This is a genomic window from Streptomyces sp. 351MFTsu5.1, assembly GCF_000383655.1.
Taxonomy (GTDB): Bacteria; Actinomycetota; Actinomycetes; order Streptomycetales; family Streptomycetaceae; genus Streptomyces; species Streptomyces griseorubiginosus.
Genome location: NZ_KB911795.1, coordinates 157,949 through 173,779 on the forward strand (window position 1 = coordinate 157,949; position 15,831 = coordinate 173,779).

The 15,831-nt window shown below is 71.9% G+C and carries 14 protein-coding genes; 6 read left to right on the forward strand and 8 right to left on the reverse strand.

The annotated features are described in order from the left end of the window. Nucleotides 1-104 precede the first annotated feature (104 nt). Nucleotides 105-524 (forward strand): transglycosylase SLT domain-containing protein, encoded by a 420-nt coding sequence (locus tag H295_RS0135240; protein WP_020140066.1) that lies wholly within the window; start codon nucleotides 105-107, stop codon nucleotides 522-524. 46 nt (nucleotides 525-570) lie between these two features. Here H295_RS0135240 and H295_RS0135245 read toward each other — a convergent pair whose 3' ends face one another. Then, nucleotides 571-1,821 (reverse strand): hypothetical protein, encoded by a 1,251-nt coding sequence (locus H295_RS0135245; RefSeq protein ID WP_028810035.1) that lies wholly within the window; start codon nucleotides 1,819-1,821, stop codon nucleotides 571-573. Between the two features lie 104 nt (nucleotides 1,822-1,925). Here H295_RS0135245 and H295_RS0135250 point away from each other — a divergent pair, with 104 nt between their 5' ends. Then, nucleotides 1,926-2,624, forward strand: a complete 699-nt coding sequence (locus H295_RS0135250; RefSeq protein WP_020140068.1) for a YoaK family protein — start codon at nucleotides 1,926-1,928, stop codon at nucleotides 2,622-2,624. Between the two features lie 5 nt (nucleotides 2,625-2,629). Here H295_RS0135250 and H295_RS0135255 read toward each other — a convergent pair whose 3' ends face one another. Further along, the gene (locus H295_RS0135255; RefSeq protein WP_020140069.1) at nucleotides 2,630-3,463 is read right to left on the reverse strand and encodes an alpha/beta fold hydrolase; all 834 of its coding nucleotides are present in this window, start codon (nucleotides 3,461-3,463) and stop codon (nucleotides 2,630-2,632) included. Between the two features lie 105 nt (nucleotides 3,464-3,568). On the opposite strand from H295_RS0135255, the gene H295_RS44105 reads away from it, so the two are divergent. Beyond that, nucleotides 3,569-5,890, forward strand: a complete 2,322-nt coding sequence (locus H295_RS44105; RefSeq protein ID WP_234021754.1) for an ATP-binding protein — start codon at nucleotides 3,569-3,571, stop codon at nucleotides 5,888-5,890. Between the two features lie 79 nt (nucleotides 5,891-5,969). Here H295_RS44105 and H295_RS44110 read toward each other — a convergent pair whose 3' ends face one another. Both H295_RS44110 and H295_RS0135275 read right to left on the reverse strand, forming a co-directional pair. Then, a complete protein-coding gene (locus H295_RS44110; protein ID WP_020140071.1) occupies nucleotides 5,970-6,278 on the reverse strand; it encodes a hypothetical protein in 309 nt (102 codons plus the stop codon). 333 nt (nucleotides 6,279-6,611) lie between these two features. Then, nucleotides 6,612-7,781: a steroid 3-ketoacyl-CoA thiolase gene (locus tag H295_RS0135275; RefSeq protein WP_020140073.1), complete on the reverse strand. Its 1,170-nt coding sequence runs from the start codon at nucleotides 7,779-7,781 to the stop codon at nucleotides 6,612-6,614. A gap of 222 nt (nucleotides 7,782-8,003) precedes the next feature. Here H295_RS0135275 and H295_RS0135280 point away from each other — a divergent pair, with 222 nt between their 5' ends. After that, on the forward strand, nucleotides 8,004-9,242 hold the full coding sequence (locus H295_RS0135280; RefSeq protein ID WP_020140074.1) for a cytochrome P450: 1,239 nt from the start codon (nucleotides 8,004-8,006) through the stop codon (nucleotides 9,240-9,242). Here H295_RS0135280 and H295_RS0135285 read toward each other — a convergent pair. Then, nucleotides 9,229-11,256, reverse strand: coding sequence for a phosphatase PAP2 family protein (locus H295_RS0135285; RefSeq protein ID WP_020140075.1), 2,028 nt, complete (start codon nucleotides 11,254-11,256; stop codon nucleotides 9,229-9,231). The genes H295_RS0135280 and H295_RS0135285 overlap by 14 nt on opposite strands. Nucleotides 11,257-11,567: 311 nt before the next feature. Between H295_RS0135285 and proP the strand changes: the two genes are divergently transcribed. Both proP and H295_RS0135295 read left to right on the forward strand, forming a co-directional pair. Then, a complete protein-coding gene (proP, locus tag H295_RS0135290) occupies nucleotides 11,568-12,932 on the forward strand; it encodes a glycine betaine/L-proline transporter ProP (protein WP_020140076.1) in 1,365 nt (454 codons plus the stop codon). A gap of 87 nt (nucleotides 12,933-13,019) precedes the next feature. Further along, complete coding sequence (locus H295_RS0135295) at nucleotides 13,020-13,691, forward strand: O-methyltransferase (protein WP_020140077.1); 672 nt, start codon at nucleotides 13,020-13,022, stop codon at nucleotides 13,689-13,691. Nucleotides 13,692-13,702: 11 nt separating this feature from the next. Here the strand turns inward: H295_RS0135295 and H295_RS0135300 are convergent, their stop codons facing one another. The 3 genes from H295_RS0135300 to H295_RS0135310 all read right to left on the reverse strand — a co-directional run bounded on the left by H295_RS0135300 (nucleotide 13,703) and on the right by H295_RS0135310 (nucleotide 15,562). Continuing rightward, nucleotides 13,703-14,095 carry an FHA domain-containing protein gene (locus tag H295_RS0135300; protein WP_020140078.1) on the reverse strand — a complete coding sequence of 131 codons (393 nt, stop codon included), beginning with the start codon at nucleotides 14,093-14,095 and terminating at the stop codon, nucleotides 13,703-13,705. Between the two features lie 157 nt (nucleotides 14,096-14,252). Next, nucleotides 14,253-14,870, reverse strand: a complete 618-nt coding sequence (locus H295_RS0135305) for a hypothetical protein (protein WP_020140079.1) — start codon at nucleotides 14,868-14,870, stop codon at nucleotides 14,253-14,255. Between the two features lie 5 nt (nucleotides 14,871-14,875). Further along, nucleotides 14,876-15,562 (reverse strand): EF-hand domain-containing protein, encoded by a 687-nt coding sequence (locus tag H295_RS0135310; protein WP_020140080.1) that lies wholly within the window; start codon nucleotides 15,560-15,562, stop codon nucleotides 14,876-14,878. Nucleotides 15,563-15,831: the final 269 nt, after the last annotated feature.

Consider the following 15,831-nt stretch of genomic DNA (forward strand, 5'->3'; position numbering starts at 1 on the left):
TGTGGACGACGTCGCACGGCGCCGACAAGCCCACGGGCCTCGGCGCCGACGCATGTCCCCCGGGACCGCGAGCGACACCACCGTCCCCGAAGAAAAGGTTCTCCGTGTCCGTCTCCCGCATCGCCCGCCGCATCGCTTCCCCGAAGAAGGCCATCACCACCGCCGCGATGGCCGCCGCCACCGCCGGCCTGGTCCTGACCGCGGCGCCGGCCCATGCGGCCACGACCAGCTCCTCCGCCCAGGCCAAGGCCATCGCGCACCAACTGATCCCGAACGGCGCCCAGTACGCGGCCTTCAGCAAGATCGTCGAGCACGAGAGCGGCTGGAACGTCAACGCGACGAACTCCTCCTCCGGCGCCTACGGTCTGGTCCAGGCCCTGCCCGGCTCCAAGATGGCCTCCGCCGGCTCCGACTGGAAGACCAACCCCAAGACCCAGATCAAGTGGGGTCTGGACTACATGAACTCCCGCTACGGCAGCCCGACCGGAGCCTGGGCCTTCTGGCAGGCCAACGGCTGGTACTGAGCCGACGCGCACAGCATCGCCGTACACCTTCGACCCGCCGCGCGGCTCACCGCCGTACCCCGTCGAAGAACCGCACCACCTGCGGGGCCGACACCACGACCGAGCCGAAGTGGTCCACGGCCCCCTGATCGACCACCCGCACCCTCGCTCCCTGACCTGCGAGGGTGCGGGCGCATGTCCGGGTGTTGGCGAGGGGCACGTCGGTGTCCCCGGCCGCGGCGTACAGCCGCACCGGCACCTCCGGCTTCCAGTCGCAGGTGTGGTCGGCGGCGCGCATCGCGTCCAGCACCGCGCCGGACGGGTGCCGCAGCCGCTCGTAGAAGGCAGGCGTGAGCAGCTCCCTCACCGAGGGGGCGAGTCCCCTGACGACGTCCTCCTGCTCGTGGCTGCCGTCGAGGAGCCCTTCGACCCGGCTCGCCCAGGGCGCGCGGAACGCCTCGGAGGGGTCCCTGTAGAGGGGGTGCAGGCGGTTCTGCGCGACCAGCCAGTACGCGGTGTACAGGACCCCGCTGACGTCGTTGACCCGGCCGTCGAACAGCGCGGGCATCTCCTGGCCCTCCAGGTCGTACGGGCCGCTGACCGGGGCGAGCGCCGTCAGCCGGAAGTGCCGGTCGGCGCCCCCGTCCAGCGCCTTCCCCAGCGCCATCGCCACCTGCCCGCCCTGGGAGAACCCCGTCACGTACAGGTCCCCGGTGAGCAGACGGCCGAGCCGGTCCGCGGCGGTCCGGGCGGCCCTCAGCATGTCCAGGGAGGCCGTCACGGACGAGGCGGTGTCCATGTACGGGTGCGGGCCCGGCCCCTCACCGAGGCCGAGGTAGTCGGGGGCGGCGACCGCACGGCCCGCGCTCGCCTGGAGATACGACGGTATCCGCCCGAAGTCCTCGCTCACCGAGGGCGCGTAGCCGCGGTCGACCATCGTGCCGTGGGTGTCGGAGACCAGGTCGAGGCGGTGCGGGCCGCCCGCGGGCAGCGTCAGCAGGCCGGTCGCCGTGGTCGGCGCCCCGTGCGGGTCGACGGTCCGGTAGGTCAGCCGGTACGTCCGTACGCCGTACCGCACCACGTCGGCGTCGACGTCCCGCCCGGTCAGGAACGCCCTGACCTGCTCGGCGTCCCGGTCGGCGACCGGCGTGACCGACAGCAGCCCACCGCGCGGCGCGGACCGTGCCTGTCCGTCCGCGGCCACCGCCACCGGGGCCACGACGAGCCCGGCGAGCAGCAGGGCCGCCGCCGCGGCGAGTGCCCTGCGGGTCCGCCCGCTCGTCCTTCTTCCCTCGCCCTTGCGCGTCTCATCCCTCATGCCCGTCGACGCTACGGACGCGCCGCGCACCCCGGCATCCGAGAGTCCCCCGCTTCCGTGGTGGACTTGGGTGCACCCCGACCGTCCGGCTGTCCGGAGAATCGATGAGCGAACAGAGCGGCACCGGCACGAAGCCGGCCGACGACCCCGAGGCGCGCGGACTGCGGCTGGTGCCCGTGCTGCTGGGGCTGACGGTGGTCAGCGGGCTGATCGACGCGGTCAGCTATCTGGGCCTGGAGCACGTCTTCACCGCGAACATGACCGGCAACGTCGTCGTGCTCGGGTTCGCGGCGGCCGGCGCCCCCGGCTTCTCGGTGGCGCACACCCTGACCTCACTGGGCTCCTTCGTCGTGGGCGCGATGGCGGGCGGCCGGGTCGCCGTACGGCTCGGCTCCGGCTCCCGGCGCACCTGGGCCCGGCTCACGCTCGCCGCCGAGGCGGTTCTCCTGGGCGTCTCGGCCGTGGTCGCGTTCGCCGCGCCCGGCGCCACGGCCACCGCCTACACCCTGATCGCCGTCACGGCGTTCGCGATGGGCCTGCGCAACGCCACGGTCCGCAGGCTCGGCATCCCTGACCTGACGACGACCGTGCTGACCATGACGTTGACCGGCCTGGCCGCCGACTCGCGCGCGGGCGGCGGCCCCGGCACCCGCTCCCCGCGCCGTACGGCGTCCGTGGTCGCGATGGTCGCCGGGGCCGGGCTCGGCGCGTGGCTGGTGCTCCACCACGGCCTCGCCCTGCCGCTGGCGATCGCGGCGGGGCTGGTGGCCGTGCTGGCGGTGGTCGCCTCGGGGCGCGAGTAGCCCGCTTACTTGGCCAGGAAGGCCAGCAGCGCCGAGGTGACCTCCTCGTGGTGCGTCCACAGCAGGCCGTGCGGCGCGCCCTCGATCTCGACGTACTCGGCGGACGGCAGCAGCGCGTGGAAGGGCCGGCCCGTGGCGTCGATGGGCAGGATGCGGTCGCCGGTGCCGTGCAGGATCAGCGCCGGTACGTCGATCTTCGCCACGTCGGCCCGGAAGTCGGTGATCCAGGTCGGCACGCAGGCCACCGAGGCGTGCGCCGAGGCACCCGCGGCCACGTTCCAGCTGCCGCGCACGGCCGCCTCGCTGATCCGGCTGCCGAGCGTCTCGTCCAGGTTGTAGAAGTCCTGGTAGAAGGCGTCGAAGTAGGCGTACCGGTCCTTGGTCACGGCCTCCAGGATGCCGTCGAACACCGACTGGTCCACCCCGGTCGGGTTGTCGTCGGTCTTCAGCAGGAACGGCTCCAGGGAGGCCAGGAAGGCCGCCTTCGCGACCCGGCGCGAGCCGTAGGTGCCCAGGTAGCGGCCGACCTCGCCGGTGCCCATCGAGAAGCCGACGAGGACCGCGTCGGTCAGGTCCAGGGTGGTGAGGACCTTGTCGAGGTCGGCGGCGAAGGTGTCGTAGTCGTAGCCCGTGGTGGGCTGCGAGGAGCGGCCGAAGCCGCGGCGGTCGTAGGTGATGACCCGGTGGCCTGCCTCCAGGAGCGCGGGCAGCTGCTTCTCCCAGGAGTGACCGTCGAGCGGGTAGCCGTGGATCAGGACGACGGGCTGTCCGGTGCCGTGGTCCTCGTAGTAGAGCTCGATCGGGGCGCTGTTCTCTTCACCGACGGTGATGTACGGCATGGGGTTCCTCTCCCTAGGACGGAGGTTCCAGCTCACCAGGAACGGTCCAAGGTCACCAGGCAGAAGTGCAGGCGGAAGTAGCGCGCGCTTGTTCTAATTGTCGTGATGACCAGTCATGTTTCCGAAGTCCCGCAGCCCGAAATCCCCCGGTCCGAGGTGCCACGGGCCGAGGTGCCCCAGGCCGAGGTGCCCCAGGCCGGCACCGCTTTCGGTGTGATGCTGCGCTCCCTGCGCCGGGCCGCCCGGCTGACCCTGGAGGAGCTGTCCGAGGCGTCCGGGGTGAGTGTGCGCGCCCTCGGTGACCTGGAGCGCGGCCGCAGCCGGGGCCCGCAGCGCCGCACCGTCGAGGCGCTCGCCGGCGCCCTCCACCTCGACGCCGAGCAGCGTGAGCGCCTCCAGCGGCTTGCCGACACCGGCCGGGAGCGCGCGGCGGCGCCGGCCCCGCCGTACCTACTGCGGACCGTCCCGGACTTCACCGGCCGGCGGCAGGAGCTGGCGGACCTGGAGGCGCTCGCCACCGGCACCCGCACACGGGCCGCGGTGCTGTTCGGGCCGGGCGGGCAGGGCAAGACGACCCTGGCCGCGGAGGCCGTACGGCGGCTGAGCGGCTCCTTCCCGGACGGCAGTGTCTGCGTCCAGCTGCACGGGATGAGCGAGGCCCCGCTGCCGCCTGCCGAGGCCCTGGTCCTGCTGCTCACGGCGCTCGGCCAGCCGCCCGACCGGATCCCGGTGGACCCGGTCGCCCGCGAGGCGCTGTACCGGACCACGCTCGCCGGCCGGCGGGCGCTGATCGTCCTCGACGACGCGGCCGACGAGGCGCTCACCCGGCCGCTGCTGCCGGACGCCGAGGGCAGTTTCGTGCTGGTCACCAGCAGACGGCCGCTGGCCGGCCTCGAAGGCGTACGGCGGATCAGGCTGGGCGGCCTCAGCGGCGGGGAGTCGGCGCGGCTCCTGGAGCGGATCCTCGGCGCCCCGCGCACCGACGGCCAGTCCGAGGCGATCACCCGGCTGACCGAGCTGTGCGGCCATCTCCCGCTGGCGCTGCGGATCGTCGGCAACCGCCTCTCCAGCCGCCCGGGCTGGACCCCGGCCCGGCTGGTGGAGCAACTCGCCGACGAGGAGCGCCGGTTGAGCGGGCTGGTGGCGGGCGACCTCGCCGTGCGCAGCGCGCTCGCCCTGTCCTGGGGCCAACTCACCGACCCGCACCGGCGGTTGCTGCGCCGGCTCGCCCTGGTCCCGGGCCATGACACCGGCCCGGAACTCGCGTCGGTGCTGACCGGCGAGGACCTGTCGGCCACCGAGGACTCCCTGGACCTGCTGGTCGACCGGGGCCTGCTGGAGGAGACGGCACCCGGCCGGTACGCCCTGCACGATCTGGTACGGCTCTTCGCGCGGGAGCAACTGGGCGCCGAGGAGCCGGAGTCGGTGGTCCGGGAGGTGCGGCTGCGGATGGCGGACTGGCTGTTGCGGTCGCCCGCGGCGGCCGGCCGCCGGTTCGAGGCGCCGGGTGCGCCGCAGCCGTGGCCGGGCGAGGTCCCGGCGCTCACGCCCCGGTCCGCGCGGGCGGCGGAGGAGTGGCTGACGGCCGAACGCGCGAACTGGGCGGGCGCCCTGCCGGTGCTGTTCGCGGCGGACCGGCACGCGGAGATCCTGCATGTCTCGCGCACCCTGTACTGGTTCTCCGACCGCTGGGGTCTGTGGCCCGAGTGGCGGACGCTCTTCTCCTACGGTGCCCGGTCCGCGGCCGCCCTCGGGGACCGGGCGGCCGAGGCCCACCAGCTCAACTGTCTCGCCTGGGCCCACTCGGTGGGCGCCTCCGAGTACGAGCGGGCCGGGCAACTGGCCCGGCAAGCACTGGAGTTGGCGACGGAGACCGGCGACCTCGACCAGCAGGCCTGGTCGTGGTCGTACATCAGCGGGTCCTGTATGGGGCTGTCCCGGCCCGCTGAGGCGGCGGAGGCGGCGGCGCGGGCCACCCGGCTCTTCGAAGAGACCGGCGACTCGGCGGGCAAGGCGGTCTCCCAGCGGGTCCTCGGCAAGGCGCTGCGTGAATCCGGCCGCGCTGCCGAGGCGTTGACCCTGCACCGGGCCCTGCTGGGCACCTCCACGGGGGACGTACCGGGCCTGGACGCGTACGTCGAGGCCCTGCTCCGGTACGAGATAGCGAGCGACCTGCTGGCCCTGGAGCGCTGGCCCGAGGCGGTGGCGGCCTACCGGACCGTCACCACGCCCCTCTCCCACGGCGGCCTCGACCGCCTCCAGGCCCAGTCCCTCACGGGCCTCGCCACGGCCCTGCGGCACTGCGGCGACCTCACGGAGGCACGCGAGCACCTGAGCCGGGCGCACGGGCTGTTCCTGTCGGTGGGTGACGTACTGTCCGCGGAGCGGACGGCGGCGGAGATCGAGGAGCTGGGGGGTGCCGGCTGAGGGGACGGGGCGGAGCGTCGGCACCAGGCAACGGCTCGCCTCGATGATCCCGCGCGCGTTCCCGGCGCTCGGTCCCATCTCAGCGGCGCCTTCGATACGTCAGCCCGAAGTCCGTCTCCCACTCCGCCGAGGCGGCCTTCGAGCGCTCCCACACGCCGTGGATGCTGTCGCCGTCCGCGCCGAGCCGCCCGGTGAACCGCTGCCGGAAGGAGAGCGGCGTGAAGTCCGCCTCCTCGCGCAGCAGTTGCCACACCGCACCGTCGAAGGTCATCGCGTACACGCGCACGACGCCCCGCGAGTCGAAGTAGTGCTGCGTGTACGCCCCGCTGTCCGGATCGACCGACACGACGGCCATGCTCTCGGGCGCGGGCTCCGCCGTCGCGCCCATCACGACCACTTCCTGCGAGTGAGGACCGCGTCGGCACACGGAAATCATCGGCGGACCGAGATCAACTGTGGATCGAAGTCATCGGCGGGTCGACAAGCCCGCCGCCGGAAGCCGGCGCCCCTCGGAGTGCAGGCCAGGCGAAGGCCGACGGGTCCTCGCCGTCGTCGTACCCCGGGACCCCGGGGTCGAAGGAGGACAGCACCCGCCCGTCCACCGCGTACTCCACCCGCTGCGTGGCGTTAGCAACTGGCGTCCGCGACTCCGAGACCCCCGCGGGACCGATCCCCACGATCGACCCCGCCGTCTTCACCACCTTCGTCAACTGGACGCCGGCTACAGCCGCTGAATGATCGTGCCGGTGGCCAGCGCCCCGCCCGCACACATCGTGATCAACGCGAACTCCTTGTCCGCGCGCTCCAGTTCGTGCAACGCCGTGGTGATGAGCCGCGCCCCCGTCGACCCCACCGGGTGTCCGAGCGCGATCGCGCCGCCGTTGACGTTGACCTTCTCCAGGTCCTGGTCGAAGACCTGGGCCCAGCTGAGCACCACCGACGCGAAGGCCTCGTTGATCTCGACGAGGTCGATGTCCTTCAGGGACATGCCCGCCTTGCCGAGGACCGCGCGGGTCGCGTCGATCGGGCCGTCCAGGTGGAAGTGCGGGTCGGCCCCGACCAGCGCCTGCGCCACGATCCGCGCCCTCGGCTTCAGCTTCAGCGCCCGCGCCATCCGCTTGGACGCCCACATGATCGCCGCGGCCCCGTCGCTGATCTGCGAGGAGTTGCCCGCCGTGTGGATCGCCGTCGGCATGACCGGCTTCAGGCCCGCCAGCGCCTCCATGGAGGTGTCCCGCAGCCCCTCGTCCCGGTCGACCAGCCGCCACATGCCCTGCCCGGCCCGCTGCTCGTCCTCGGTGGTCGGCACCTGGACCGCGAACGTCTCCCGCTTGAAGCGCTCCTCGGACCAGGCGACGGCCGCCCGCTCCTGGGAGACCAGACCGAGCGAGTCGACGTTCTCGCGGGTCAGCCCCCGGCGCCGGGCGATGCGTTCGGCCGCCTCGAACTGGTTGGGCAGGTCCACGTTCCACTCGTCGGGGAACGGCTTGCCCGGCCCGTGCTTGGAGCCGGACCCCAGCGGCACCCGGGACATCGCCTCGACCCCGCAGCTGATCCCGACGTCGATGACCCCGGCGGCGACCATGTTGGCGACCATGTGGGAGGCCTGCTGCGAGGACCCGCACTGGCAGTCGACCGTCGTCGCCGCCGTCTCGTAGGGCAGCCCGACCGTCAGCCAGGCGGTGCGCGCGGGGTTCATCGACTGCTCGCCGGCATGCGTGACCGTACCGCCGACGATCTGTTCGACCGCGTCGGCGGGGATGCCGGTGCGGCCGAGGAGTTCACGGTAGGTCTCGCCCAGCAGATACGCGGGATGCAGATTGGCGAGCGCGCCGCCGCGCCTGCCGATGGGAGTGCGGACGGCTTCGACGATCACGGGTTCGGCGGCCATGGGTGCGGGTCCTCTCCTCCGAACGGATCCCTGGAACTAGTACGTGTTCTAGTTAGCGCACTGCTTGCAGTCTGCGGACGATCCGGCCGCCACCGCAAGGGTCTTGCAGGCAATTGGGGTCTCCGCACCCCTTGCCTCTTGTAGAACCCGTTACTACCTTCACGGCAGCTCTGTTCCTGATGGGCCGTCAGAAAGCTGTCGAACAGCTGGAGTGAGTTGCCGATGCAGTGTCCAGCGCTTCCCGACGGGTTCGACTTCACCGACCCCGACCTGCTGCAAAGCCGCGTACCGCTGCCGGAGTTCGCCGAACTGCGCCGGGCCGAACCGGTGCGCTGGATCCCCCAGTCGGGCAACATCGCCGGCTTCCAGGACGGGGGGTACTGGGCGGTCACCCGGCACGCGGACGTCAAGTACGTCTCCACCCACCCCGAGATCTTCTCGTCGTACCTCAACACGGCGATCATCCGCTTCAACGAACACATCCAGCGGGACGCGATCGACGCCCAGCGCCTGATCCTGCTGAACATGGACCCGCCGGAACACACCCGGGTGCGCGGGATCGTCCAGCGGGTCTTCACGCCCCGGGCCATCCGCGCCCTGGAGCAACGGCTGCACGACCGCGCCCTCGCGATCGTGGAGACCGCCCGCACCCTGCCCGGTGACTCCTTCGACTTCGTCACCCAGGTCGCCTGCGAACTGCCCCTCCAGGCCATCGCCGAGCTCATCGGCATTCCGCAGGACGACCGGGCGAAGATCTTCGACTGGTCCAACAAGATGATCTCGTACGACGATCCGGAGTACGCGATCACCGAGGAGGTCGGCCAGGAGTCCGCCATGGAACTCATCGCGTACGCGATGAACATGGCGGCCGACCGCAAGCAGTGCCCGGCCCAGGACATCGTCACGAGGCTGGTGTCGGCGGAGGACGAAGGCAGCCTGAACTCCGACGAGTTCGGCTTCTTCGTGTTGATGCTGGCGGTCGCGGGCAACGAGACGACCCGCAACGCCATCACCCACGGCATGCACGCCTTCCTCACCCACCCCGACCAGTGGGAGCGGTACAAGGCCGAACGCCCCTCGACGGCCGCCGAGGAGATCGTCCGCTGGGCGACCCCCGTCAACGCCTTCCAGCGCACGGCCACCCAGGACACCGAACTCGGCGGCAAGCAGATCAGGAAGGGCGACCGGGTCGGCATCTTCTACGCCGCCGCCAACCACGACCCCGACGTCTTCGAGAACCCGGACGTCTTCGACATCACCCGCGACCCCAACCCCCACCTCGGCTTCGGCGGGGGCGGCCCGCACTACTGCCTCGGCAAGTCCCTGGCGGTCCTGGAGATCGACCTGATCTTCAACGCGATAGCCGACGCCATGCCCGACCTCCGCGCGGCCGGCGACCCCCGCCGCCTGCGCTCGGCGTGGATCAACGGCGTCAAGGAACTCCAGGTCACCCTGGGCTGACCCCGGTTCCGGCGCGACGGGCCGACGGCTCCAGGGAGCCGTCGGCCGCTCGCGACGTCATCCGGGCCCGGGGCCCCTGGAGCAGGTACGACAACCCGAACCCGCCGGCGACCACGGCCGCACCGCCCACCGCGTCCAGCACCCAGTGGTTCCCCGTGGCCACGATCGCCGAGACGGTGAACAGCGGGTGCAGCAGCCCGAGTCCCTTCATCCACCACCGGGGTGCGACGACCGCGATGACGACCCCGCACCACAGCGCCCACCCGAAGTGCAGCGAGGGCATCGCCGCGTACTGGTTGGTCAGCGCGGTCAGGGTCCCGTAGTCCGGCTTGGAGAAGTCCTGCACGCCGTGCACGGTGTCGATGACCCCGAGCGCCGGCATCAGCCGTGGCGGGGCGAGCGGATAGAGCCAGAACCCGACGAGGGCCAGCAGCGTCGCGAACCCGAGCGAGGCCCTGGCCCACCGGTAGTCCACCGGGCGCCGCCAGTACAGCACGGCCAGCACGGTCAGCGGGACCACGAAGTGGAGGGACTCGTAGTACTGGTCGAAGAAGTTCCGCAGCCAGTCGACCTTGACGACCGCATGGTTGGCCCAGTGCTCGATGTCGATGTGCAGCAGGCGTTCCAGATCGAGGATCTGCTGCCCGTGCCGCTCGGCGGTGGCCCGCCCCGCGGAGTTGCTGCCGCCGGTCGCCGCCAGCCGGACCTGCTGGTAGGCGGCGTACGTGACCCGGATCAGCAGGAGTTCGAGGAGCAGGTTCGGCCGTGTCAGCACCCGCCGCAGGAACGGCAGCAGCGGCACGTGCCGGAACCGGGCGGGCTCCTGAGGGGCGTACTGCGGGGCGATCGGTGTCCGGTAGTACGGCGAGGTCCGCGACAGGAAGGGGATCACGGTGGCGGCGGCGAGCGCGGCCAGCAGCACCATGTTGTCCCGCAGGGGGTACAGCGTCGCGATGTGCGGCAGCAGCATCTTCGTCGGCAGGGTCATCACCACGACGACGGCGACCGGCCACACGTACCGGTCGGAGGCCCGCTTGCCGACCCGTCCGACGACCGCGAGCAGCACCCACAGCAGCTGGTGCTGCCAGGTGGTCGGCGAGACCGCGATCGCCGCGCAGCCGGTGATCGCGACGGCGAGCAGCAGCTGGCCGTCGCGGGCGTAGCGCACGGCCCGGCGCACGCCCAGCGCGGCGACGGCCGCGCCGAGCACCAGGAAGAGGGAGATCTCCAGCGGCCCGGCCACACCCAGGCGCAGCAGCAGGCCGTGCAGGGACTGGTTGGCGAGGTCGTCGGCGGGGCCCCCGAGGCCGGTGCCCGCGATGTGGTGGACCCAGTAGGTGTACGAGTCGTGCGGCAGCGCGGCCCAGGCGAGCGCGGTGCCGGCGGCGAAGGTCCCGGCCGCGGTGAGGGCGCCCCGGCGGCGGCCGGTGAACCAGAGCAGGGCCGCGAAGAGCAGGACCGTGGGCTGGAGGGCGGCGGCGAGCCCGATGAGCACTCCGGCGGCCCGCTCACCCCGGACGGCGAAGCAGGCGACGAGGACCAGCAGGACCGGGATGATGCTGGTCTGCCCGAGGTAGAGCGTGTTGCGCACGGGCAGCGACAGCATCAGGAGGCTGATCGCGACCGGCGCGGCGAGCAGGGAGGTGCGGCGGCCGACCGGCTGGGGCAGCGCTCGGGCGGCGAGGAGACCGAGGGCGACGACCAGGAGCAGGGTGCCGAAGGTCCAGCCCCAGCCGAGCGCCTGTTCGGCGGCGCGGGTGAGCGGCTTCAGCACAAGTCCCCCGAACGGGGTACCGGTGAACTGCGTCGAGTCGTACAGCGACCCCTTCAGATGCAGGACGCCGTCCGGGCCGACCCAGGTCTCCAGGTCCGTCAGCCGCTCGCCTCTGGGAGTGCGCAGGACGACGGCCAGCTCGCGCAGGGCGAGGGCGGCCGCCACCAGCCACAGGGCGATCCTGGCCGCACGCATCCGCGTGTGGATCTCGGTGGTCCCCCTGTGCTCCGCATTCGCCACGCCGCGCCGGCCTCTCGTCCTGTACGTGCCATGCGTCCGTGAAGAAGGACGCAGGCCACCCCGACTTCACCTGACATCCGCTTCGATTTGTCCGAATGACGATAGTCCGCCGGAAGCGTCACCACGCGATCGGAGCGCGAGATGGGTCACAGGCGTCGCGAGAGGAGGCGTCCTCGACCGAGGGCGGGGTAGCTGCATAGAGCACGTTTATTCACACAAGGCGACTGGACTTGAGCGCTCCGTAGGCCCGGCAAGTCCACCTATGGTCGCTTTTTGCCCTTGTCCCCGTCGAAAGGCAGGCGAGCGAAGTTTTGCCCGGTGCTCAAGTCATCACCCCGTCGGCCCACACCCCGGACGCCCCGGATCCCTCCGAAGCCGTAACCGTCGACCCCGCGCTCGTGAAGCGCGCGGTGAAGGCCGCCGCGCTCGGCAACGCCATGGAGTGGTTCGACTTCGGTGTCTACAGCTACATCGCGGTCACCCTGGGCAAGGTGTTCTTCCCGTCCGGGAACCCGACCGCACAGCTCCTGTCGACGTTCGGCGCCTTCGCCGCGGCCTTCCTGGTCCGCCCGCTCGGCGGACTGGTCTTCGGCCCGCTGGGCGACCGCGTCGGCCGGCAGAAGGTCCTCGCCGTCACCATGATCATGATGGCGGCCGGCACCTTCGCCATCGGCCTGATCCCGTCGTACGCCTCCATCGGCGTCGCGGCACCCCTGCTGCTCCTGCTTGCCCGCCTGGTCCAGGGCTTCTCGACCGGCGGCGAGTACGCGGGCGCCTCCACCTTCATCGCCGAGTACGCCCCCGACAAGCGGCGCGGTTTCCTCGGCAGCTGGCTGGAGTTCGGCACGCTGGCCGGGTACATCGCCGGTGCCGGCCTGGTCACCGTGCTGACGGCCCTGCTGTCCAGCGACGACCTGCTGTCCTGGGGCTGGCGGATCCCGTTCCTGATCGCGGGTCCGATGGGCGCGGTCGGCCTCTACCTGCGGCTGCGCCTGGAGGAGACCCCGGCGTTCGCGGCCGAGACCGAGAAGGCGAAGTCGAACCGCCCGAAGGTCCCGCTGCGCGAGATGATCACCGGCCAGTGGCGGACGCTGCTGCTCTGCGTGGGCCTGGTCCTGGTCTTCAACGTCACCGACTACATGCTGCTGTCGTACATGCCGAGCTACCTGACCAGCGAGCTCAAGTACGACGAGACGCACGGCCTGCTGGTCGTCCTCGGCGTGATGGCGCTGATGATGGTCGTCCAGCCCTTCGCCGGCGCCCTGAGCGACCGGATCGGACGCCGCCCGGTGATCGCCGCGGGCTGCGCGGGCTTCCTGCTGCTCTCGGTCCCCGCCCTGCTGCTGATCCGCCAGGGCAGCCTGTTCGCGATCGCGCTCGGCATGGGCGCCCTGGGCCTGCTCCTGGTCTGCTTCACCTCGGCGATGCCGGCCGCGCTCCCGGCCCTCTTCCCCACCCGGGTCCGCTACGGCTCCCTCTCGGTCGGCTTCAACGTCTCGGTGTCCCTCTTCGGCGGCACGACCCCGCTGGTGGTCACCGCGCTGATCGGCGCGACCGGGAACGTGATGATGCCCGCCTACTACATGATGGCCGCGGCCGTGATCGGCGGCGTGGCGGTGTGGTTCATGACGGAGTCGGCGGGCCGCCCGCTGCCCGGCTCACCGCCCCAGCACTGAATTCCCTGACAGGAGCCGGGAGCACGCCTATATTCATTAGCGCAACTAGTTAGCTGACCTAACTAGGCTTATGGAAGGCACAGGTGCATGAACGAGTCGCAGTTCTGGGACGACGTCGACGACTACTTCACCACCCACCTCGCCCCGGAGGACGACGCGCTCCGGGCGGCCTTGCGCGACAGCGAGGCCGCCGGGCTCCCGTCCATCGCCGTCACGGCGCCGCAGGGCAAGCTCCTCCAGCTCCTGGCGCAGATCCAGGGCGCCCGCACCATCCTCGAGCTCGGCACGCTCGGCGGCTACAGCACGATCTGGCTGGCCCGCGCCCTGCCCGCCGACGGCCGCCTGGTCTCACTGGAGTACGACCCGAAGAACGCCGAGGTCGCGCGCCGCAACCTCGCCCGGGCGGGCCTCGACAAGGTGGCCGAGATCCGCGTGGGGGCCGCCCTGGACTCGCTCCCCCTGCTGGCCGACGAGAACCCGCCCCCCTTCGACCTGGTCTTCATCGACGCGGACAAGGCCAACAACCCGCATTACGTGGAGTGGGCGCTCAAACTCACCAGCGCGGGCAGCCTGATCGTCGTCGACAACGTCGTACGCGGCGGCCGGGTCGCCGATCCCGACAACCTGGCCCCCGACGTCCAGGGCACCCGTACCGCCCTCGAACTGATCGGCCGGCACCCGCGGCTGAGCGGCACGGCGATCCAGACGGTGGGCAGCAAGGGCTACGACGGCTTCGCGCTGGCGCGCGTCCTGCCGTAACCCTTTGACGATCACACCTCGTGGTAGAAGCCGACGTTGACGCTGCGCGGGGCGGTGCGGTCGCGGATCACGATCTCGCCGTTGCCGCCCCGGGGCAGGGTCACGGAGCCGCCGTAGACCAGCGGCTGGGCGTACGCCCCCGCCACCAGCTGCACCTCGGACGAGGGATCGGGCTGCGAGCCCTGGAGCCAGGTGACCTGCCAGACGCCCTCGGGTCCGCACAGGAACTCCAGGTGCACCCGGGAGACGAACAACCAGTCGTCGGGCGTCACCAGCCGGCACACGGACTTGTCCCGGCCCACGCGGAGCACGGTGCCCGGGTCGCTGGGCGCCTCGGCCATCTGCATCCCTGCCGTGGCACCCTCCTCCGCCGCGGTGACGACGGCCATGGTGAGTTCGAGCACGTGCGCTCCTCCTGGAAGGTTCCTTGCGCGGCGCCCCCGTTGGACCACCGCCGCCGCATGATAAATCGCCCGGCACGGCGGTGTCCGGTGCAAGGCAACGCAAGACCGGCCCGCCGCCCGGTACGGGCAACAGGCCGGTCAGGTGTACGACGGGACGTCAGCTGTGCAGCAGCCGCTCCGTCAGCTCACGGTAGTCCCGCAGCGCCAGCCGGAGTTGCTCGGTGTCACCGGCGCCGACGCCCTTGCCCTGACCGCCGTCACCGGCCTGCCAGGAGTTGCGCAGCGTACGCCGACGCTCCTTCACCGCGTCGGCGAACCGCGCGGCGACCTCCTCCAGCACGTGGTCGGCCTCCTCGACGGCGGACCGGGGCTCGTCGACGAACCCGGCGACGGCGTGCTGGAGCCGCGTGCTGAGCTTGTCGGACTCCTCGTGCGGAAGCAGCCGGACGTCGTGCCCGGACGTCCTGACGCCCCCGGCAGAGTCCCGCCCGACACCCTTCTCACTGGAGTCCCGCCCGAGACCCCGCTCGCCGGAGTCACGCCCGAGGCCGCCCTCGCCGCCCCGCACACCGTCCCGGTCGCCGGTGGCCGGAGGCACCGCACCCGGCACCGCCTCCCGACGCCCTTCGCTCCCGACGCGGTCCGGCGCCTCCGTCCCGGTGGGCGCCACGAGGGGGCTGTGCGCCTCCGTGGACCCACTCGTCGCGCCCTTGCCGCCGATCCTGCCCTCGCCGCGGGCGCCGTCGGCTCCCGGCTTGCTCGTGGCATCCGTCATGTCACTCAACTCCCCTTCGCGTGACGCCTGTTGAATGCCCACGTGTGCTGGCCGCGACCGGCGTCACGACCGTCGCGGGGCTGACCCGCGCGCACGTCCGTGGTGGTGCGGGACTCCTCGCGGCGCTGCGACGACCCGAGGAGGTCCTCGAAGAGGGCGCGCGCCTCGACCATGGCCTCGCGCATCTCCTCGGTGTCCACCCGCCCGTCGCCGTCCCGGTCGGCGTTCACGCGGGCGCCGGCCACGGTGTGCACCCGCCGGTAGCCGTGCACGTGGCGCGCGTGGTGCACGGACAGCGCGGCGAACTGCTCCTCGTACTGTCCGCCGTCCGGGAAACCGCGGTCCTTGGCGAGCTCGGCGAGCAGCCGGTCGGCCTCGGCGACGGCCTCCCGAGGGGAGTCGACGAAGCGTTCCTGGGCGGCGGTCCAGCGCTCTTCGTACCGCTGGCGCTGTGCCGGTTCGAGGGGCTGCTCGCGCAGGGATCCGTGCCGCTCCACGCGCTCAGCGAGTTCGCGTTCGGCGGCCTTCTCGTCCCCGTCGTGCCGGGCCACGGCGCGGTCGTACTCGGGCCCGAAGCGTCGCTTCAGGCCCCGGCCGTGCTGCGGGCCCCGGCCTCGCAGGGTCAGGACGGCCGCCACGATGAGGACGGCCGCCACGATCACGATCAGAGCGATGATCAGGCCTGTTGACATGTCTGCCGGGTTGCCGTGAACGCCCCGTTCAAACCGTCCCCGCATGTGTGTACAACGAAGGGAGGTTCGGTCGTTCGGCGAGTACAAGTGCGTCGTGGCTGGTCGCGCAGTTCCCCGTGCCCCTGGGTGGGTGCAGTGGACGCACGCCACGACGCACCGTTGGCCGCGTACGGCGCGCAGGGGACGGGGTGGGGGGTGTCCGCCCGCAGCGGCCGGCGTCCGGAACCGAGAACTGACCAAGAGACCGAGCCGCCGGACCGAGGACGGAC